The following is a 21,015-nucleotide window of genomic DNA, read 5'->3' as shown; positions in this document are numbered from 1 at the left end:
ACGCATCGAGGCTTCATAAGTTTTCCTAATGTTGCAAAAATTCGGTTGAGTGCAAGTGGTTCGATGGAAAAGATCGCGCCGTTGCAACCAACAAAGGTATCGACTCGGTGAATGACAGCGCACGCATCGTGATCATTGGCGGCGGCGTCATCGGCCTGGGCATCGCCTATCATCTCGCCGAACTCGGGATGCCCGATGTGGTCCTGCTGGAGCGCAACCAACTGACCAGCGGCACGTCCTGGCATGCCGCCGGGATCGTCGGCCCGCTGCGCGCCAGCCTCAACCTGACGAAGCTTGCGCAGTACGCGACGGAACTGTTTCCGCGCCTTGAGGAACTGACCGGACAGGCCTCCGGCTATCGGCGGACGGGCGGCGTTTGGCTGGCGCGACGGCCGGAGCGGATGGACGAGCTGAAACGCATCGCGCATATGGGCGATGTCTGCGGACTGAAGGTCGAGATCGTCGATCAAGCCAGCATATCGGAGCGCGTGCGCGGTATCGTCGTCGACGATATCGAGGGTGCGCTGTGGGTCGAGGAAGACGGTCAGGCCAATCCAGTCGACATCTGCGCGGCCTATGCAAAACGCGCCCGTGTCGCCGGCATTCGTATCCTGGAGGGGGTGGCCTGCGCAGGCTTCGTGACGAAGAACGGCCGCGTCGCCGGCGTCAAGCTCGCTTCCGGCACTATTATCGACTGCGAGACGGTCGTGAACTGCGCCGGCGCCTGGGCACGCGATATCGGCGCTCTTGTCGGCGTACCCGTGCCGCTGCAGGCCGTCGAGCATATGTATGTGGTGACGGAGCCGGTTGCGGGCCTGCAGGATCCGTTCCCGATCGTTCGCGACCTTGATGAAGGCATTTACATCAAGGGTGATTCCGGAAAGCTGGTCCTTGGCGGGTTCGAGCCGAATGCCAAGATTTTTGACATTCGCGGACCGGCGGGCAGCAGGCCTTTCCTCGAATTGCCCGAGGATTGGAATCAGTTCGAGCCGTTCATGTCGGCTGGGCTGAAGCTTCTGCCGGCGCTCTCCGAAACCGGCATCAGGCACTTCATGAATGGCCCGGAGAGTTTCACACCCGACACAAGGCCGCTCATGGGAGAGTCACCATATCTGCGCGGTTTTTATGTCGCCGCCGGCTTCAACTCGACCGGCATGATGTCGTCGGCGGGAGCGGGCAAGGCTATGGCCGAATGGATCGTCGACGGAGAACCCGGCCTCGATCTGTGGGCGCTCGACATTGCCCGCTTCGACCGGTCCGCTGCGGCGCGGTCCTTCGTCGGGGCCAGGATGGAGGAGGCGGTCGCCGATCTCTTTCGCATGCACTGGCCCTACAAGCAGGCGACCGCGGGACGCGATATCAGGCGTTCCGGCTTTCACCAGGCCTTCGCCGATGCCGGTGCCGTGTTTGGCGCGCCAACCGGCTGGGAACGTCCGCTCTGGTTCGGCCAGGATGAGGCCGGTCGGACCCCCAACTATTCCGTGGGCGCCCAAAAATGGTGGGCTGCCGCCAAGGCCGAAGTCGACCGCATGTCTCGAGGCGTCGGCCTGTTTGAGCTCTCTCCCTTCACCAAGCTTGAGGTCACCGGGTGCGACGCGGTGAAGCTGATGCAGCATTTGTGTGCCAACGACATCGATGTCGCCGAAGGCCGCGCCGTCTATACGCAAATTCTCAACCCGCGAGGCGGCATCGAGGCCGACGTGACGGTTCTGCGAAGTGGCGAGGACACATTCCGGGTCATTTCCGGCGCGGCGACGAGACAGAAGGATCTTGCCTGGATTCGGCATCATGCACAGGATCTCGATCTCAATGCTTCGGTCTTCGACCTGACATCGTCCGAAGCCGTCCTCGGTGTCATGGGGCCACGTTCGCGCGAACTGCTGCAGAGCCTGACCGACGCCGATCTTTCAGATGCGGCGTTTCCGTTCTCGACCTCGCGGCGCATCGACATCGGAATGACCGATGTCCGGGCAACGCGTGTCAGCTTTGTCGGCGAACTCGGCTTTGAGCTCTACGTGCCGGTTGAGTGCGCGCAACATTTGCTGGCCACGCTCGCGGCGGCAGGCGCCGCGCACGGTCTTGTCTTCTGCGGTCACTATGCACTGGACGGCTGCCGGCTGGAAAAAGCCTATCGCCATTGGGGACACGATATCGGGCCAAAGGATACCCCTTTGGAAGCGGGCCTATCCTTTGCCGTATCCTGGAAGAAAGGCGATTTCATCGGTCGTGAAGCGCTGCTGGCGCAAAAGGCCGAAGGCGTGAAGCGCCGGTTGATGCACTTCGCGGTGGTGGACGCCAACCCGCTCCTTCTTCATGACGAACCCATCTACCGGGACGGAAAGCTTGCCGGCTTGACGACGTCGGGCGGTCTTGGTTTCCGCACCGACTTGAGCCTTTGCCTTGGCTACATCACTTGCGAGCCCGGCGAGACAGCGGCGCGGATGCAGGCGTCCCGCTACGAAATCGCAGTCGCCGGCACACGCCATGCGCTCCGGCCGCTCGACAGGCCCCCCTATGATCCGACTGGCGCCAGGATGCGCCCACGCGAGGAGAGAAACTCATGAGACAGCATGCCCGCGTCGTGATCATCGGCGGTGGCGCCATGGGCGTGTCCCTGCTCTACCATCTCTCCAAGCGTGGTTGGAGCGACGTCACCCTTGTCGAGAAGCATGAGCTCACCGCAGGCTCCACCTGGCATGCGGCGGGGCTTTGCACGCATTTCGCCCACAACGCCACGATCATGGCGATGCGCGCTCATTCGGTGCGGCTTTACCGGGAAACACTGACAGCCGAAACCGGGCTGCCGACCGGCTTTCACCCAAGCGGCGCACTGCGCATCACCCGGTCAAAGGATCGAATGGATGAATTCCGCCATGTGCAAGGCCTCGGCCGGTTCGTCGGTCATGATTTCCATATCCTGAGCCCGCGTGAACTCCAGGACATCTATCCGCTCTGCGTGACGAAAGGCATCATCGGTGCGATCTTCGAACCCAATGATGGTCATGTCGACCCGACGTTGGCGACCAATGCGATGGCGGTCGGCGCGCGCTCGCGAGGTGCCGAGATCATCCGCCACAATCAGGTCTTGGCAATCGAGCGCAAGGCATCGGGCGAGTGGCTTGTGCGCACGGCGCAAGGCGACATTGTTGCCGAGCATGTGGTGAACGCCGCCGGCACCTGGTGCCGCGAGATTGGCACCATGATGGGTCTTGACCTGCCAGTCGTGCCGATGCTGCACCAATATGTCGTGACCGACACCGTTTCAGAGATTGCGGACCGCATCGCCGCCGGGGCCAAGGAACTGCCGATCATCCGTGATCCGGAGGAGAGCTGGTATCTTCGCCAGGAGCGCGACGGCTACATTGTCGGCCCGTACGAGAAGTCGGCCCAGCCCTGGGCGGTCGACGGCGTCCCGCCGGCGTTCGGCATGGAACTGCTGCCGCCCGATCTGGACCGCGTGGAGCACATCATTGCACTGGCGATGGAGCGCGTTCCCGCGCTCGCCAACGCTGGCATCAAGACGGTGGTCAATGGTCCAATCACCTTCACGCCGGATGCCAATCCGCTGATCGGCCCGGCCTTCGGTCTCGGCAATGCATGGCTGCTGACCGGGTCGAGCATGGGTGTCATGGAAGGCGGCGGCGCCGGAAGCTTCCTTGCCGATTGGATCGTCGGCGGTGCGCCGCCAAGCGATGCGCTCGCCATCGATCCGCGCCGCTTCGGCAATTATGCCGACCGCGATTATCGCATCGACAAGGCGGTCGAAGGATTCGGCCTGCAATTCGGCATTCATTTTCCCAATGAGGAACGTGAAGCCGGACGCCCGCGCCGCACGACGCCCGCGCTGGACATGCAGAAAGACCAGGGAGCGGTGCTCGGTGCCGCCTATGGCTGGGAGCGGCCGAACTGGTTCGCCGCCGGCGGAGGCGATCGACACGTGCCGCTTACCTTTCGCCGGCCCGGCTGGTTCAATGCGGTGCGGGACGAATGCCTTGCCGTGCGCGACGGCGTCGGCGTCATCGACCTGTCGGCCTTCTCCAAGTTCGAGATCACCGGCGCTTGCGCCGGCGCATTCATGGCTTCTCTCGGCGCCAATCGGCCGCCGGCACGCCAGGGCCGCATAGGCCTCGTCCACGCGCTGACGTCAAAGGGCGGTGTTGCCTCGGAATTCACCGTGACGCGCCTTGGCGACGAGGCCTTTTATCTCACCAGCGCGGCGGTCGCCGAAAGGCACGACGAGGATCTGCTGCGCGTGCGCGCAGCCGCCTTTGCGGACGTCACGATCGAGAACGTAACCGAAAAGCGCGGCGTGCTGGCCATCATGGGCCCGCGCGCCCGTGACCTGCTCGAAACGGTGAGCGAGGTCGACCTGTCGAATCCTGCTTTCCCCTGGCTCTCGGCCCAGATCATTCGCATCGCCGGCATCAAGGCCGCGGCCCTCAGGGTCTCCTATGCCGGCGAGTTGGGATGGGAACTCCACGTCCAGCTTGTGCAGGTCGGCAATCTTTATGATGCGCTTACGAGGGCCGGCCGGCGTTTCGACCTGCGGCCGTTCGGTATCTACGCCCTGAACGCGATGCGGCTGGAGAAGGGCTATCGCGCCTGGGGCGCTGATCTGACGACGGAGCGAACGCCGCTGGAAGCCGGACTCGACACTCTGGTCAAAACCGAGGGGCGCGCTTTCGTCGGCCGCGAGGCCATGCTCGCACGCGTTGGCGACGGCGCCTGGAAAATGGTTCTTCTTGAAATCGACGATGACGGTCAACAGCTGCCCTTCTACGCCCATTCTGTCATGCAGGCGGATCGGCCTGTCGGCATCGTCACGTCCGGCGCCCACGGCTTCCGCATCGGCAAGACCGTTGCCCTTGCCTATCTGCGGCCAGGCATCTCGGCGGATGGGCTGACCGTCTCCATCCTGGGCAAGGAGTTCCCGGCGCGAGAACTGCCAGAACCCCCTTACGATCCCGGCAATTTGCGCGTTCGCGGCCTCGGTGCCGGCGAACCGGTTGCCTTGACCCCTGCCTGAGATCGGAGAAGAAAATGGACAAGGATGCGACGATCACGACCGAAACGTCAGCGCCACGAACCGGGGGCCGTGCTGGAAGACAGGGCAGCCGTACCGCGCAGCAGGCGCCGCGCCGTCCCTATATCAATCGCAGGATCGGCACCTTCAATATCCTGGACGAAGAAGGTTTGAGCCTGATCGAGGCGAACGCCGACCGGCTGCTCAAGGAAATCGGCATGGAGTTCCATGACGATCCCGAAATCCTTGATCTCTTCCGCAACGCGGGCGCCGACGTGCAGGGCACGAGGGTACGCTTCGAGCCGGGCATGTGCCGCAAGATCATCCGCGCCACCGCTCCATCCCAGTTCAAGCAACATGCCCGCAATCCCGCCAATACGGTTATGATCGGCGGCGACAACACCGTGTTATGCCCGTCCTGGGGGCCGCCTTTCGTCCACGACCTCGACCGGGGCCGGCGCTATGCCACGATCGGCGACTTTCGCGACCTGGTGAAGATCCACCACATGATCCCGCATTTGCACCATTCGGGTGGCGTCGTCTGCGAGCCTGTCGACCTGCCGGCCAACAAGCGGCACCTCGACATGCTCTACACGCATATCCGTCATTCGGACCGGGCGTTCATGGGCGCCTTCATCGGTTCCAAGCGGGCACAGGATGCGGTCGACATGGCCAAGATCGTCTTCGGCGAGGAATTCGTCGCCAACAACGCCGTGCTCTACAACGTGGCCAACACCAATGCGCCGCTCGTTCTCGACGCCAACATGTCCGGCTCTTTGAAGGTCTATGCTCGCAACAACCAGCCGGTCGCGTGCACGCCTTGGACGCTGGCCGGCGCGATGAGCCCTTGCACGGTCGCCGGCACGCTGGCGCAGGTGCTGGCCGAAGCGCTCGCCTGTCTCTCTCTCGTGCAGTTGATCAACCCGGGAGCGCCGTGCCTGATGGGGAGCTTCGCCAGCACCATCTCGATGCAGAGCGGCGCGCCGACATTCGGAACGCCGGAAGCGGGAAAGATGGTGCTTGCATGCGGGCAGCTGGCGCGCCGCGTTGGTGTGCCGTTCCACACGGTCGGCTCATTGTCGGCCTCCAAGCTTCCCGACGCCCAGGCCGAACAGGAAGCGACGTGGGGCATTCTAATGTCGATGTTTGCCGGCGCCAACGTGATCAATCACGCCACCGGCTGGCTGGAAGGCGGACTGGTCACCGGCTTCGAGAAGACCATCATCGACGCTGATCTCTGCGGTAAGGTCGCCAGCCTGTTCGAGGGCATCGATCTCTCGGTCAATGCGCAGGCGATGGAAGCGATCGAAGCGGTTGGACCGGGGTCGCATTTCCTTGGCAGTGCGCATACGCAGTCCAATTTCCTCTCTGCGTTCTACCGGTCGTCCAGCAGCGATAACAATTCCTTCGAACAGTGGAACGAGGACGGGCGGCTCGACGCCGCACAACGCGCCAACCGGCAGTGGAAGCGGCTGCTCGACGACTATCAGGATCCCGGCCTCGACCCGGCAATCGACGAAGCGCTGCAGGCCTTCATCGCTGGACGCAAGGCGAGCGAGCCTGACCAGGCCTATTTCTGAGCGGGACGTTTCATCGCGATGTGTAGCCTTATGCGGTCCATCGTTTTTCCTAATGCGAGGAAATTTAGGACGGATTGGCTGCACGTTCCGCTAACCTGCTGAATAGACTGAAACGAATTCAGCGCAACTTCGATTGGGGAACGACATGAAATACCACCTTCTTGAAAGAGCTTTCGGCGTCCTGCTTCTCGCGCCCGTCTCATCGGCGATCGCCGCTGACGTTACGATGCCTGATCCTAACTACGCCACCGCGACGGCGGTCATGAACGTCATCAAGGACGCCGCCGAGCAGGAACTCGGGCTGGACATCTCGACCGTCACCACAACCGCTGTTCCAGTGATCTGGGAGGCGATGGCACGCAACAAGGGCGAGGTCGACATCTGGCCGGACGTCTGGCTGCCTAATCAGCAGGGCCTGGTCGACAAATACGTAAAGGGTGCCGGCACCGTGAAGCTGGCGCAGAACGGCTACGAGGCCAAGCAAGGCTACTGCGTCACCCAGGTCACCGTCGACAAATACGGCATCAAGGATGTCTCCGACCTCGCCAATCCCGACAACGCCAAACTGTTCGATACCAATGGCGACGGCAAGGGCGAAATGTGGATCGGCGCATCGGGCTGGCAATCGACCAACATCGAGAAGGTTCGGGCCCGCGACTACGGCTTTGCCGATTTCTTCGACTTACAGGTGACCGACGAGGCGGTGGCGGCAGCTTCGCTCGACCGCGCCGCGAAAGCCGACAAGCCATGGGTCGGCTACTGCTACAGCCCGCACCAGAATTTCGCCCGCTACAAGCTCGCTTTCCTGACCGAGCCGAAAAATGATCCGGCAAAATTTGTCGTCGTGCAGCCCAACGATGACCCTCAATGGTTCGAAAAGTCGAAAGTCTCATCGGCCTATGCTGACACCACCGTGCACGTCGCTTATGCTGCCTCGCTTGCACAGCGTCAGCCCGATCTGGCCGCCGCGCTGGAGCGGACCCAGTTCAATCCGGACGACATCAGCAAATGGGCTTATGCGATCATCGTCGACAAGCAGCCTGCCGACGAGGTGGCCAAGGAGTGGATCAAGGCTCACCCCGGCGACGTCGCAAAGTGGTTCGGCCGCTGATCGTCGCGAAGCGCTGGAATTGCGCCCGCTGGCTGACCGGTCCTTGGCAGCCTGAAGATAAATCAGATGGGATAATCGTGGGCGCCCCTTGGTATGGCCTTATCGTTGAAAACTGACCTTCATCCGGCCGCTACCGCGATCGCGATGAGGGGGGTCTGGAAGGTCTTCGGCGCCCGCGCGCCGGAGGCAATGGCAGCCATCCAGCGCGATCGGCTGGACAGGGACGAAGTCATCAAGCGCTTCGGCTGCGTCGTGGGCGTAGCCGATGTAAGCATATCGGTCCGCCCGGGTGAGATCTTCTGCGTGATGGGCCTGTCGGGCAGCGGGAAATCGACGCTGATCCGCCACATCAACCGCCTTCTCGAACCTTCCGCCGGAGAGATTTTCGTCGACGGCGAGAACATCATGGCGAAAGCTCCGGCCGAACTGAGGGCGCTGCGGTCGCGCAAGATCAGCATGGTGTTCCAGAGTTTCGGGCTGCTTCCACACCGGACCGTGCGCGACAACGTGGCGCTTCCCCTGGAGATCCAGGGGGCCAGCAAGCAGCAGCGTTTTGATGTTGCCGAGGCAGCGCTCGCCAAGGTCAATCTTTCCGATTGGGGCGACCGCTATTGCCACGAACTGTCGGGCGGCATGCAGCAGCGCGTAGGGCTGGCCCGCGCGCTCGCGGCGGATTCGGCGATTCTCCTGATGGACGAACCGTTCAGCGCGCTCGACCCCTTGATCCGGCGGCAGCTTCAGGATGAATTCCTGGCGTTGTCGCGTTCGATGGGCAAAACGGTCGTCTTCATCACCCACGATCTCGACGAGGCGATCCGCATCGGCGACCGCATCGCCATCATGAAGGATGGCGTCATCATCCAGATCGACACGCCCGAGGATATCGTCACCGTTCCCAAGCACGATTATGTCGCCAAGTTCGTCGCGGACATATCGCGGCTGAAGGTGATCACCGCCGGTCGCATCATGGAACCTGTCGAGAGCTTCAGAAGGCGGAACCCTTCAGGGCTGGACCTAGAGCGATTGCGCAAGGTGAGTTCCCAGCAGCCACTGGGCGAGCTTGTGGAACTCGCGGCGCGAGATGCCGCGCCGCTCGCGGTGATAGACGGCGACGGGGTCGTTGGCGGTATCGTCGACCGGCAGGTCCTTCTGGAAGGGTTGCGAAAGGGCGGACGGTCGTGAACGCCTATGATCCGGTTTCCAAACAGCCGCTCGAGCAGGATCGATCGGCGGAGAATCGTCTCGTCGCGGAATTCGTTGTTCAAAACCCGGCCTATTATGTCGATGCGTTCGCGCGCATAAGGCGCGCGCGCAACTCCGTCTGGCCGTTCAATGTCACTGCAGCCCTGCTCGGGCCGGTATGGGCCGCCGCCCGTGGCATCGTGGTCCTGTTCTGGATCGCTTTTTTCCTCGAGATGTTCGCCGTCGTGCAAATCGGCGTTGGCGTCGCCGGCAACCTTGGCACGGCCGAACAGGCACGCGCCGAGCGGCTGACCAAGCAGGCGACAGCACGCGAAGAACAGGCAAAGGCCGCGGAGGCAGCGGGAGCGGACAATGCCGCGGGCTTGAAATCGTCGGCGGCAGCCCTGCAGAAGGCGGCAGACGCCGCGAATTCGCAGGCGGACGCAGCCAAGGGGAAGGCCCCCCTGCTGATAGGGTTGGGCCTCTTCACGTTGCTGCTGGCCAAGCTTGCGAGCGGCTTTCTTGCCAACCGGTTGCTTGAGCGACGGTTTGCGCGATGGCGATCGACGCCCACGATGGGGCACGGAATCAGCTACCCTCTTTCGCTGTGCGCTCTCGTTTTCTGCATTCTGGCTTACGGGTTCTCAGCCTATCGCTTTGCCGGGGCGGCGCCGGCCGCCTGGCTTACGGTCGCGCCGTCAAATCGCGACTGGCAGGCTGCCCTGTCCTCGACCCTGGATGGGCTGATGGAGGGGATTTCCCATGCTGGAGAAGGCTTTTTTGGTGCGATAACCGGAGCCATCTCCCTGGTGCTGGACGGGCTGTCCTACGCGCTGACGGGAATGCCGTGGCCTGTGACCATGGCGATCATCCTCATTCTGGCCTGGCAACTAGCCGGGCCGCGCGTCGCTATCTTCACCGCCGCGGCACTCGCCTATCTCGCCGTCCTTGGTTTCTGGGAAAAGAGCCTTGAAACAGTCGCTCTGCTGGGCACAGCCGCGATCCTCTGCCTGGTGATCGGCATCCCCCTCGGCATCTGGTGCGGGCGCCGGCCGCGCGTCTACACGGCGCTGCGGCCGGTGCTCGATTTCATGCAGACGATGCCCGCCTTCGTTTATCTTATCCCGGTCATTGCTTTGTTCGGCATTGGTAAGCCGCCCGGAGTCATAGCCACGCTGATCTTCGGTACGCCGCCCGTAGTGCGCTTGACCGCGCTTGGCTTGCAAGGCGTCCCTCCGGCCATTCGGGAAGCAGCGCAAGCTTATGGTGCCACGAAATGGTTTGTCTTGACACGCGTGGACCTTCCGCTCGCGATGCCATCCATCATGGCTGGGATCAATCAGACGATCCTGATGTGCCTTTCGATGGTTGTCATCGCATCGCTGATCGGCGCGAAGGGCCTAGGCGAGGATGTCTTGAACGCCCTTCAATACGCAGCCGTGGGGCAGGGCCTTATGGCAGGCTTCGCGATCCTACTGTGCGCCATGATCATTGACCGGATTGTACAGGGACGAACCAGGTAGGGCTCGCATAAATGGATGTGGGCGCGGTGTTAAGACGTTTGAAATGAAGCAGCCAACCCTGTGGCCTCGACTTGAAGATGTCCGCTTTTGGCGGCCTTGGAGAGACGATCGGCGGCCGGTGCGCCCGCTCCTATACGTCGTATGTTCTCGAGGCCAGGCATCTGCTGGTGGGCATACGCAAGCTGGTCTATGTCGCACTACCCCAAGACTGGATCGAAATCGACCCCACAGCGGCGGTCGAATGGCGGCCCGCCTATTCCGGCTGGAAAGCGTGGTCGCGCGAAGCGATGACGCAATTCGAAAACCGTTGGCCGCTCGGCACCGCGGCACGCACTTGCTAGGGCTTGCACTTTGGCTTGGCAACCGTCGCGGCGACGTCGCGGGTCTGCGTTGGGACCAGAGGGGTCACCGGATGCGGCCGATAGGCGCGGCGAGACTGTCCTGGTCAACGGCAATGGCGAGGCGTTCTCCGCCAAGTCGCTGACGGGGATGGCGCATTGGTGCAAGCTCGCCGCCCTCCCAAAAGGCCTGACGCCGCACGGACTGAGCAAATCGCTCGGGGTTTGTCTGGCCGAAGCAGAGGCCTTATGGACGTTCTCGGTCATGACGATATCGATCATGCCGAGCTCTATTCGCGCGAGGCATCCCCAGGTTCGGCTGGCGGTGCAGGATGGATCGAGTCGTGCGTCTGGTGGTGGGCCCGGAGGGGAAGTCATCTCGTCAACGAAAACAAACAGTTAGCGGGTGATTGCTCTACCTCAAGCTACGAGCAAATTCTTCAGCAAGTCGAAGTCCGTCGGGATCAACTCCCGTCGCGTAACCTTTTTGTGTTAGATGGGAGTTGATAACTCCGGTGCCAATGTTGCCTGCAGCACCTGGAGCATAAGGACAGCCCCCTAGGCCGCCCGCGGAACTATCGAACGTAGCAATGCCCCAATCCAACGCGACGTCCACATTCGCACGAGCTCGACCGGAAGTGTCATGGAAGTGGCAGGCTACCATCGGTGCTGGAACCCGGTCGAGCACGCGTTCCAGCATGAGACTTACGCGTTCCGGCAATCCCCGGCCGATCGTGTCCGCTACCGAGATCTCATGGCAACCCAGGTCCATCAGTTGCGAAGAAACCATTGCGGCTGCTTCGGGCGCGATTTCGCCCTCGTAAGGACAATCGACGGCACAAGACACGTAGCCGCGAACTGGAATGCCGTGCGACCTCGCGAGGCTTATCGCCGGCACGAATCGTTCCAGGCTTTCAGCTATGGTGCAGTTGATGTTTCTGGACGCGAAAGTTTCCGAGGCGCTGGTAAAGACGGCCAGTTCGTCAGCGCCCGCGGCAATCGCGGCGATGGCACCCTTCTCGTTGGGCACCAGCACGGAGCGTATCAAGCCTTTCCGCGCCGGCGCCCGTCGCATCACCGCGTCATGATCGGCCATCTGGGGCACCCATCTTGGCGAGACGAACGCGGTGACCTCGATACGAGAGAGACCGGCATCTGCCAGCAGACGGATGAGCTTCAGCTTGTCCTCGGTCGAGACGATATTTTTCTCGTTTTGCAGGCCGTCACGAGGGCCCACCTCGACAATCGTGACCTTGCGATCGCCGCTCATTAATGGACGGCCGCGTACATGATCGTTTCTTCCGTGGCAATCCGGCGGTCCATTTCCTCGACGATCTTGCCCTGGCGGGCAATGAGGATGCGGTCGGAAAGGCTTAGTATCTCCGGCAAGTAAGACGAGATTACCGCGACTGCGATCCCCTGGTCAGCAAGCTGGTTTATGAAGGTATGGATTTCGGCGATAGCGCCGACGTCGACGCCGCGCGTCGGCTCATCGAAGACCACAAGTCTAGGCTTCTGGACGAGCGCTTTGGCAATCACGACCTTCTGCTGATTGCCGCCGGACAGTTCGATGACTTTCGCGTCCGGGTCGATGGCCCTCACATTGAGACGTTTACGCCATTCATCGGCAACGGATCGTGCTTGCTTCATGGACACGATGTTGAAGCCGCCAAAGGATTGTCCGCCGAGCTGGCCCATGTAGATGTTTTCGGCAATGCTCATCGTCTCAAAGAAGCCTTCCGCCTTTCGCTCTTCGGTCACATAGACAATGCCGTCGCGCACAGCCGGCGCGGGCACCAGATAGCGCTTGGACTGGCCATCGATCTTGACTTCTCCGCCATGAAAGAAATCACGTTTCAGAACCCCGGATACCACCTTCAGCGTCTCGGTCCGGCCGGAGCCGACCAGGCCGAAAATCCCGGTCACCTGCCCCGCATACAGCGAAAACGATGTGTTGCGCACCATATTGCCCATCGAGAGATTTTCCACCGAGAGCACTTTTGCGCCACGCGGCCTTGGAGCGCGCATGCGCGAGGCACCGCTGTAGATCTCATCTGTCAGCGTTCGACCGACCATGGCCTGAATGATCTTCTGCCGATCGAACGCGGCGGCCTTGTCCGAGGCCACCAGCCTGCCATCTCTCAGGATGGTAATCCGATCCGCAACCATGAGCGCCTCTTCAAGCGCATGCGAAATGAATATGATGGAGACCCCCTCGTCCTTCAGCTTCCTGATCAGCTTGAAGAAGTAGCTCTTTTCCTCCGGTGTGAGGGTCGCCGTCGGCTCATCGAAGATAATTACCTTTGCCTTGTGATGCACCGCTCGCGCGATCTCGACCATCTGCTTCTGTGCGGCGCCTAAAGAGCCTACGATGGCAGACGGATCAACGTGGAAGTTCAGGGACTGGAGGAATTGCTGAGCGGAAATATAAATGCCGCGAAGCCGGTTCAAAGGCTTCTCTTTTCCCAGATAAATGTTCTGAGCGACCGACATAGATGGAACCAGGCTGTTTTCCTGGTAGACCATGGCTATCCCTTTCGCGAGCCCCTCAGCGGGCGTTGCGAGCTTCTCCTCACGGCCGTTAATGAACATCTTGCCGCTGCTGAGCGGATAGACTCCGGCGATGATCTTCGTCAGTGTCGACTTCCCGGCGCCGTTCTCGCCGAGCAGCGCATGAATCTCGCCGGGTAGCAGCTGAAAATCGACGTCCGAAAAAGCGGGATTGCCGCGAAAATCCTTTGTAGCGGCCTTGAGTTCGACAATCGGTGTCATGCCGCCGACCCCATGAGAACCGAGAGGTCGTCCGGCTCGGTCGGAGAGAGATGATCGAGCGCAAGGATTTCGCCGCGACCTTTGGAGGTGATAAACAGCCTGTCGCGGATTTCAACACAGGATGTGATGCCATGCCGGCGGCCATCGGCCCTGCTGTGGGCGCTCCAAATGGGCTGAATGCTGTCATCGAGACGAAGCAGGAGGCCATATGAACGGCTCGGTGCCCAGGGTTTGTGGATGCCCAGTCGGATGACGCTACCCGCTTGCAGCGGTTCCTTGAAACTGCGTCCGCTCGAAAGCGTAGGTGCGATCCAATATTCCGGCGCAATGGTTTCCATCATTTCGCGCCTGTAGCGGTTTTCGCGCAGCACAAATTCCTGCAGCTGGGAGCGGACCGCAAACATCGTTAGCCAGTATCCATTCTGGCTGGCTGGCTGAATCCGTCCGGGATATGCCGGCAAATCCGCAAGCACCGTTGCGATGCTGCGGTCGACAACGTCCAGCGCCAAAAGGCGATGTTTCCAGGCTTCAGAAATGACCAGCTTGCCGTCCCTTGCTACGGTGATGCCCGAGGGAAATCCCAGGCCTCCTTTGATGAGGCTCGCGTTTCCGGCTCCCAGATCAATTCTCACGACGCTTCCGCTGCGGCCAAGATTCAAGAGGTCCCGGCTCCATTCGAGGGCCGAATGGGCGCTCGAACCATTGCAAACGACCAGCGTGTCCTCATCCAGGAAAACGGCTGCCGTTGGACAGTTGAGCTGCTGGCCGGACAGATTCGCGGCAAGTCGCTTGCCGTCATGCCGACCACCGACGATCGCGATACCAAGATTGTCCAAGCCCACGGCAAGGACCCCTTGCGGTGATGCGGATAGGAAGGTGATCTCGGTATCGTAAGTGCTCCGAATGGAGGTACTTCCGTTGTCGTGAAGTTCAACCAGCTGATTGCCAGACGTGAGCAGCATTTGCCCCCTCGCAATCGTCAGATTGTCCGCTCCATCTATCATCGAGATGCTGGCAATGCGCTCCAGGTAGTTGTTGGGCTTGAGCGCACCATCCATGACCGGAACCGTGATGGAATGATCGCCGCGCCCACCCATGAACTTGTCGAAGATACTGCCGATGCGACCAGACATGTTCATGCGTTTGCTCCCCAATAGGACGCTTGTGACGTCCAGGTTGGATCAGCGTCGGGCAGCTTGAGACGGCCTATCCGATCATTGTAGAGCCCGCCGAGATACAGATATCCCTTGTGCTCGCGCATCGACGTCACCATCGGGTGGTTCTTGCCTCCAAGGTCCCAATAGGATTCCACGATTTCGCCGTTCGGCTTGAATTTGAGCACGCACCCCGTGTTGATGTTCGGGAACAGCCATTCGTCGCGGGCGACACGCTTGGCCATGCGTTTGCGCAGCGACGGCATTCTCATCGCCAGGTCGAGAGCCGGCGATCGCATGCCGACAAGAGCCACCCAGAAACTTCCATCCGAGGCTCGATTGATGTTGTCGGGATACCCCGGAAGATTCGGGATCGTCGTTTCGCACGTGCCCTTCTTGGGACCGTCGAACCAGTATCGATTTACACGGCAGCCCCAGGTCTCGGCAAAGAAAAACGATTGTCCGTCGCCGGCCATGCAGACCCCATTTGGGAATTGCAAATTTCTGAGGATCGTTTTGGTCGAACGATCGCGTGGGTCAAAGCAGATCAGGCGGCCGTTGCCCCTGCTCTCCAGCGCATCTGTCGCCCAGTCGTGCATGTCGTAACGGATGGTTGCTTCAGAAAAAAAGATGCGGCCGTCCGGCGCGATGTCGAGGTCGTCGGCAAGCTTCAATCGGGAATCGTCGATCACCGACAGGACCGTCCGCTTGGTCTCGTCGGTCAGCTTCGTGACCTGTCGATCCGGCGAAACCTGATAGAGACCCATCCCCCCAATACAGACATTCAGGTTCTCGTTGGCATCAAAGGCCAGGCCAAGGGGATGGCCGCCAATATGAACGAATATCTCCCACTTGGTGTAGTCAGGCGCGAAGAAGCGAACGATGTCGCCGTGCCGATTTGGACAATAGAGATTGTCGTTCCGATCGAAAATGACGTCCTCCGGGCCTTCGATCTCGCCCTTGCCGATGAGCGAAACATCCTTCAGCCGATCGTTGAGTGCGTAGGGACTGTCAGATCCCGGGTCGGTCTCTGGAAGTGCCGGGAGACGGAAATACCCGGGTGACACATACACCTTGTTCAGAAGCTTGTGCCGGTTCTTCAGCCAACGGACGTCGATGGCCACCACGACGAGCAGAACAATTCCAAGGATCATGGAACTGATGCCGCCGCTGATACCGACGCGAACCATGCTGTCGGTCAGAATGAGCACGACCACCGCGCCCAGTACGGATTTCACCACCGACCCACGGCCGCCGCCCAGACTGTTGCCTCCAAGGACGGCCGCGGTCAGCGCCGCGATTTCGAGGCCGACTCCGGTATCTGATCCGGCGCTGCCGAGGCGTGCCGCGAAGAACACGCCGGCCAACGACGCAAGCACGCTCGACCAGACATAGGTGGTGAAGATGGTGAACTTGACCCGCAGGCCGGCATTGTAGGCGGAACGACGGCTGCCGCCGACAGCCGTAATATGCCATCCGGCGCGCGCCCTGGTGAGAATGACGTGCCACAGCCCTATGACGACGATGGCGACGAGGAACGAGAAGGGAATGCCAAGGACCTCGCCTTCTCCGATAAAGAACCAGAGATCGGACTCCGGGAAAACCGCCGATATCTGAACCGCGTAACGCAGGAGGATGATATCGACGATCGATCGAATGATGATGAGCGTGACCAGCGTTGTCAGGAATGCGCGGATCCGCAAATAGCCAATCAGGAAGCCATTGACCGCCCCGCACAGGGCGCCGACAGCCAAGGTGGCTATCACGGTGGCCCAGACCGGCCATTCCAGTATGGTGATGCAAACAAGGGCCGTGATGTTGGCCAGGGCAAACACGCTGCCGACCGAGAGATCCAGGCCTCCCGCCAGCAGCACAACGCCCATGGCGACGACGACCAGCGAAAATTCCGACAGTTGGCGCGACGTCTCCGTTAGACTCGACAGCGTGAAGAAATGCGGATTCTGGAGGAGAAAAAAGCTGATCGTCATGATCGTCGCAAGCACGGGAACGGCGTTGTCGCTCCAGCGCTTGGTCAGCACTTCGCCAAGCACCTTTTCCGGAAAATAGCGAAAATAGAGGCGCTCGATCGCTTCCATCTTAAAATCCTAACTGCAGACATTGTCGGGAAGATCACCGCGTTTCCACGCGGTGACCCGATACAAAATTACTTTTTGAGCTGATCCAGATCCCAACAGCTGTTCGTCGACATCGTTTCCTTACTGATGATCTTGTTTGGCGTGTACAGCGCGAACTTCACGGCGCCTGCCGCTTCTTTCGATTGCAGCAACACCTTGATCGCGTTGTTGAGATCGCGCCCCTGGCCTTCGACGTCGTAGGAAATGACCTCCTTGAACGTTCCGTTTTCCACGCCCTGGCATGCCGTCTTGTTGCCGCCGCCGGATGTGATGAGATAAATATCCTTGCCGGACTCCTGGATCGCGGCGCCGGTTCCGGCGTCCATCACATCCCAAAACCCGATGATGCCACACAGGTCTGGATTCTGCTGGATCACCGTCTGTGCGATACCGCGTGCCTTCGACTGATCCCAGTCGCCGGTCTGGCTGGAAACGATCTTGATGTCGTCATGACCCTTCAGCGTCTCGGAGATCGCATTGAGCTGATAGACGCTGGCCGCTGCTGTCGCCGGCCCCTGGATGATCGCGATCTTGCCGCTTTTGCCGCTCGCCTTGCCGCACTTCTCGATCATGCGATTGGCAGCATACTGGCCGATGCCATACCAGTCCGCCCCTACAAAGGCGTCCGTCTGGTAACTTGACTTCATGTTGACCTGGATCACCTTGATGCCCGAGTCCTCGGCCTTCTTCAGCGTGCGGGCGTAGGATGCAACGTCGAAATTCTGCACCACGATGACGTCGGGCTTCTCGGTGATTGCCTGGGTCAATGCACGCGTGCCGGTGTCCGTGCTCCAGTTGGCGTCGCGGATATCGAGGGTGTAGCCCAGCCGCTTCGCCTCCTTTTGCATGATCGCCGCCCACCCCTCCGGCAGATCGAAACTCATGGACATCGGCACGAAGACGACCTTCTTGCCGGCGAGTGAATCAAGCGTCGGCTGTCTCAATTCGTCGACCATGCCGTCCTGCGCATGGGCAGCTCCAAGTGAGAGAATGCCGGCCACCACCGCTGCCGCGGCATACTTTGCTATCATCATGTTGGTTTCCTCCCGTTGGATGATATTGAGCGTCAGATATCTCCCTGCTGCGACGTCTGTTCATCGCGAGGGTTGAGGAGTGCGTCCACAATCAAGGCGCCAAGCAGCACCGTGCTTTTGACCAGGTTCTGGACGGTGTAAGAGATGTCGAGGATCGTCATACCGTTGAGCAGGAGGCCGATCAGAATCGTGCCTACCAGCACGTTGCGGACCCCCCCTCGTCCACCAGTGAGACCAATGCCGCCCAGAATGACCACCAGCAGAACGTCGTAGATGAGTGTCGAATTGACCATCCTCATGTTCATGCTGGCGACGGAGGCCGCCGTCACGCAACCGGCCAGGAAGGCCATCACGCCCGAGAGCACGTATTGAAGAATGATGACCGGCCTGACGGGAATACCCGTGATCCGTGCGGTCGAGATATTGTCGCCGATAGCGTAGATGAACCGTCCGAATCCTGTCCTGCGAAGAAAGAAATAGAGGGCGGCGGCGCACACCGCGAAAAGCCAGATCGGGATCGGGATGCCTAGAAAGCTACCGCGCCCCAGAAACAGGAACCAGCTCAGATTGTCCGGCACATTGTTGACATCGAGCGTGGCGATCACGCCGCGCCCCAGTCCGTAAACGATCGCGGAAACAGCAAGCGTTGCGAAGATCGCGGGGATTTCGACATAGGCAATCAGAAAGCCCATGACGATCGCGACGACGATCACGAATGCAAGGCCGAGCACCAAAGCCGTTGAAAAGGCGTAGCCCTGGTTGGCGAGAACAATCGAGAACGTCAGCGACACGGCCATCACCGCGACCAGCGAAAGATCCACACCGCGGCCGATCACGACGACAGCCATGCCGAGGCTCAGCATCCCGAGCATGGCGACATTTCGGATCAGATTGAGGATGTTGTCCCGACTGAGAAAGTTGTCGAGCGTGATCGAGAAATAGGCGAAGAGAGCGATCGAGACCAGGAATACGATCAGTTCCTGCGTCACGCCTATGCGATGGCCGACGCCTTTGCCCGCGGCATTCGATGCCAGGTTTTGAGGGGTGCTGGACACGGTCACTTCCCCTTTCCGGCGAAAGCAGCAAGGCCACGCTTGGCATCGTCGCTCCTGAAAGTCCGCTGTCCCAGTATCGCTTCTTGGCGGAACGCCTCTGTCAACGGCAGATCCTGCAATGTGAGTGCTGCTTCCTTGATCGTCTGGACGGCGGTTGGGCTCAGGCTTGCAATATGGTGCGCTGTTTCAAGAGCGACGCGCTCGACGTCCTGGCTGTCCACCGCCTGATTGACCACGCCTTTGGCGAGCATCTCGGCCGCCGTAAAACGCCTCGCGGTCAACATGATCTCCATCGCGTGAGCGTAACCGATCTGCCTGACGAGGCGCACCAGCGTCCCGCCGGCAGGCACAAAACCGAGCGTCGCTTCAGGCAGCTGGAAAATGGCGTCATGCGCCACAATCCGGATATCGGTCGCGAGCATGATCTCGAAGCCACCGCCAAAGCACATGCCCCGGATCGCGCTTATGATCGGCTTGAAGAACCCGGGAAACTTAATATGGGCCGGGTCCCAGGCAGAGATGTCGAAAGTATCCGCGGCAAGCGCCGGAATGGATTCTTTTAGATCGGCTCCGACACAGAAGGCGCGCTCGCCGCTGCCCGCCAGGACGACTACCCGAATGGCATCATCCTCCTTGGCGGCCTTGAAGGCGCGGCCTAGATCCTCATACATGGCCAAGGTCAACGCATTGAGCTTCTCCGGTCGATTGATCCGGACAGTGGCGACGTAACCGTCTTGGGCAAGATCAATCGGCATCTAGATCACTCCCCCGGCCTTGAGCGCATGCAGTTCCTCTGGAGAAAGGCCTGCCAATTTCCCAAGGATCAGTTCATTGTGCTCTCCCGGCGCGGGCGCCGATTGGGGCGCGGCCTCAACCGCTCCCGAAAGCTTTATCGGCAGCCCAAACATGCCGATAAGTTTGCCGGCAATTGGAACTTTGACGATCATGTTCCGCGCGGCGATGTGCGGATCCTCGACGACTTCCGCAATGGTCTTGATCGCGCTCAGCGGGATCTTGTCGCCCGCAATTTCCTCCAGTTCGGCCTTGGTGTAGCGGCTGAACCAGCGGTTAAGCAGCGGATTGACCTTCGTCTCCGCCACTCTTGGATCGAAGCGCTTCTCCATCGTGTCGATCGCAGGGTCGCACGCCTTGTCCGGCTCGCCGAACAGAGCACATGTGATGGCCCAGAACTTGTCCGTGTAGCCGCCGAAGAACACGTAACCATCCTTGCAGGGGAACTGGCCGTAGGGGCGCACGAAGGGATGTTCATTGCCCAGTGGTGACGCGATCTCGTTCTTCGCCGTGTAGCGGACAACGGCATTTTCCGTCAGCGTAAGCACAGAGTCCTGCTGTGAGACGTCAACCACCTGTCCGAGGCCGCTTTTTTCCGCCTCGCGCAGGGCGGCAAGAGTGCCTATGGCAGCATACAAGGACGCCGCGAGGTCGCCGATAATGGTGCCCACGCGAACCGGAGGCCGGTCCGCGTAGCCGTTCATCGACCACAACCCGCCTGAAGCCTGCCCGGTGTTGTCATAGGCAGGCTTTGACGCGTTTGGGCCGTTGCGACCATAACCGCTGATCGCGGTATAGATCAGCTTGCGGTTTTCGGCTTTGAGCACCTCGTATCCGAGATCCAGCTTGTCCATGGTTCCCGGTCGAAAATTCTCGACCAGGACGTCGGCTCGGCGTACGAGCTTTTTTAAAAGCGCCTTACCTTCAGCGGATTTGAGATTGATCGTAATTCCGAGCTTGTTGCGGTTGAACTGCGAAAAAAATGCGCTGAGTTCCTCTCTCTCTTCGCCGACGAAAGGCGGGAAGCCACGCGCGTAGTCCGGCTCGTCCGGATGCTCTACCTTGATCACGGTCGCACCAAGGTCAGCCAGCAACATCGAGCAGAACGGGCCGGCGACGACACGTGTGATGTCGAGAACAGTCAACCCGCTCAGGGGGCCCGTCCGTGTTGGAATCGCGTCATTCTGAAGTGTTTCGGTCACGTCATTCTCCCGGAAAACAGGCCTGGGAGATATCTGCCCGGATTTTTGGATCGCGCAATGAACATTGCCGGTCGCCGCATCGCCGACCGACCGCAAATGATTTTTCAGCATCGC

At 60.6% G+C, this 21,015-nt stretch carries 15 protein-coding genes and 1 pseudogene; 8 read left to right on the top strand and 8 right to left on the bottom strand.

From position 1 onward, the window contains the following. Nucleotides 1-107: 107 nt before the first annotated feature. The 8 genes and pseudogenes from EB815_RS13425 to EB815_RS13390 all read left to right on the top strand — a co-directional run bounded on the left by EB815_RS13425 (nucleotide 108) and on the right by EB815_RS13390 (nucleotide 11,160). Complete coding sequence (locus EB815_RS13425; protein ID WP_196772399.1) at nucleotides 108-2,564, top strand: GcvT family protein; 2,457 nt, start codon at nucleotides 108-110, stop codon at nucleotides 2,562-2,564. Next, nucleotides 2,561-5,026: a GcvT family protein gene (locus EB815_RS13420; RefSeq protein ID WP_065005675.1), complete on the top strand. Its 2,466-nt coding sequence runs from the start codon at nucleotides 2,561-2,563 to the stop codon at nucleotides 5,024-5,026. Before EB815_RS13425 ends, EB815_RS13420 begins: the two co-directional genes overlap by 4 nt. Nucleotides 5,027-5,040: 14 nt before the next feature. Further along, nucleotides 5,041-6,603 carry a trimethylamine methyltransferase family protein gene (locus EB815_RS13415; RefSeq protein ID WP_056566282.1) on the top strand — a complete coding sequence of 521 codons (1,563 nt, stop codon included), beginning with the start codon at nucleotides 5,041-5,043 and terminating at the stop codon, nucleotides 6,601-6,603. A gap of 145 nt (nucleotides 6,604-6,748) precedes the next feature. Beyond that, nucleotides 6,749-7,714 carry a glycine betaine ABC transporter substrate-binding protein gene (locus EB815_RS13410; protein ID WP_056566281.1) on the top strand — a complete coding sequence of 322 codons (966 nt, stop codon included), beginning with the start codon at nucleotides 6,749-6,751 and terminating at the stop codon, nucleotides 7,712-7,714. Nucleotides 7,715-7,858: 144 nt separating this feature from the next. Continuing rightward, nucleotides 7,859-8,896 (top strand): quaternary amine ABC transporter ATP-binding protein, encoded by a 1,038-nt coding sequence (locus tag EB815_RS13405; RefSeq protein WP_196772398.1) that lies wholly within the window; start codon nucleotides 7,859-7,861, stop codon nucleotides 8,894-8,896. Continuing rightward, nucleotides 8,893-10,419 (top strand): ABC transporter permease, encoded by a 1,527-nt coding sequence (locus tag EB815_RS13400; protein ID WP_056566277.1) that lies wholly within the window; start codon nucleotides 8,893-8,895, stop codon nucleotides 10,417-10,419. The genes EB815_RS13405 and EB815_RS13400 overlap by 4 nt, the downstream gene beginning before the upstream one ends. 77 nt (nucleotides 10,420-10,496) lie before the next feature. Then, a complete protein-coding gene (locus EB815_RS13395; RefSeq protein ID WP_056566274.1) occupies nucleotides 10,497-10,760 on the top strand; it encodes a hypothetical protein in 264 nt (87 codons plus the stop codon). Further along, nucleotides 10,754-11,160, top strand: a pseudogene (locus EB815_RS13390) (hypothetical protein). Before EB815_RS13395 ends, EB815_RS13390 begins: the two are co-directional and overlap by 7 nt. Nucleotides 11,161-11,172: 12 nt before the next feature. On the opposite strand, the gene EB815_RS13385 reads toward EB815_RS13390, so the two are convergent. The 8 genes from EB815_RS13385 to EB815_RS13350 form a co-directional block, all read right to left on the bottom strand. Further along, the gene (locus EB815_RS13385) at nucleotides 11,173-12,027 is read right to left on the bottom strand and encodes a hydroxymethylglutaryl-CoA lyase (RefSeq protein WP_056566271.1); all 855 of its coding nucleotides are present in this window, start codon (nucleotides 12,025-12,027) and stop codon (nucleotides 11,173-11,175) included. Next, nucleotides 12,027-13,529 carry a sugar ABC transporter ATP-binding protein gene (locus tag EB815_RS13380; protein WP_056566267.1) on the bottom strand — a complete coding sequence of 501 codons (1,503 nt, stop codon included), beginning with the start codon at nucleotides 13,527-13,529 and terminating at the stop codon, nucleotides 12,027-12,029. Before EB815_RS13380 ends, EB815_RS13385 begins: the two co-directional genes overlap by 1 nt. After that, nucleotides 13,526-14,668: a hypothetical protein gene (locus EB815_RS13375; RefSeq protein WP_056566264.1), complete on the bottom strand. Its 1,143-nt coding sequence runs from the start codon at nucleotides 14,666-14,668 to the stop codon at nucleotides 13,526-13,528. Before EB815_RS13375 ends, EB815_RS13380 begins: the two co-directional genes overlap by 4 nt. Beyond that, nucleotides 14,665-16,779 (bottom strand): ABC transporter permease, encoded by a 2,115-nt coding sequence (locus EB815_RS13370; RefSeq protein WP_056566261.1) that lies wholly within the window; start codon nucleotides 16,777-16,779, stop codon nucleotides 14,665-14,667. The genes EB815_RS13375 and EB815_RS13370 overlap by 4 nt, the downstream gene beginning before the upstream one ends. A 68-nt stretch (nucleotides 16,780-16,847) precedes the next feature. Then, nucleotides 16,848-17,822 carry a sugar ABC transporter substrate-binding protein gene (locus EB815_RS13365; RefSeq protein WP_171883289.1) on the bottom strand — a complete coding sequence of 325 codons (975 nt, stop codon included), beginning with the start codon at nucleotides 17,820-17,822 and terminating at the stop codon, nucleotides 16,848-16,850. A gap of 62 nt (nucleotides 17,823-17,884) precedes the next feature. Next, nucleotides 17,885-18,907, bottom strand: a complete 1,023-nt coding sequence (locus EB815_RS13360) for an ABC transporter permease (protein ID WP_413814117.1) — start codon at nucleotides 18,905-18,907, stop codon at nucleotides 17,885-17,887. Between the two features lie 2 nt (nucleotides 18,908-18,909). Beyond that, on the bottom strand, nucleotides 18,910-19,662 hold the full coding sequence (locus tag EB815_RS13355; protein ID WP_056566254.1) for an enoyl-CoA hydratase/isomerase family protein: 753 nt from the start codon (nucleotides 19,660-19,662) through the stop codon (nucleotides 18,910-18,912). Next, nucleotides 19,663-21,012 carry a CaiB/BaiF CoA transferase family protein gene (locus tag EB815_RS13350; RefSeq protein ID WP_081295166.1) on the bottom strand — a complete coding sequence of 450 codons (1,350 nt, stop codon included), beginning with the start codon at nucleotides 21,010-21,012 and terminating at the stop codon, nucleotides 19,663-19,665. Nucleotides 21,013-21,015 lie beyond the last annotated feature (3 nt).

The sequence above is a fragment of the Mesorhizobium loti genome (genome assembly GCF_013170705.1).
GTDB classification, from domain to species: domain Bacteria; phylum Pseudomonadota; class Alphaproteobacteria; order Rhizobiales; family Rhizobiaceae; genus Mesorhizobium; species Mesorhizobium loti_D.
Note: the sequence above shows the minus strand (reverse complement) of the source record. Positions and strands in the feature narration are given on the sequence as shown.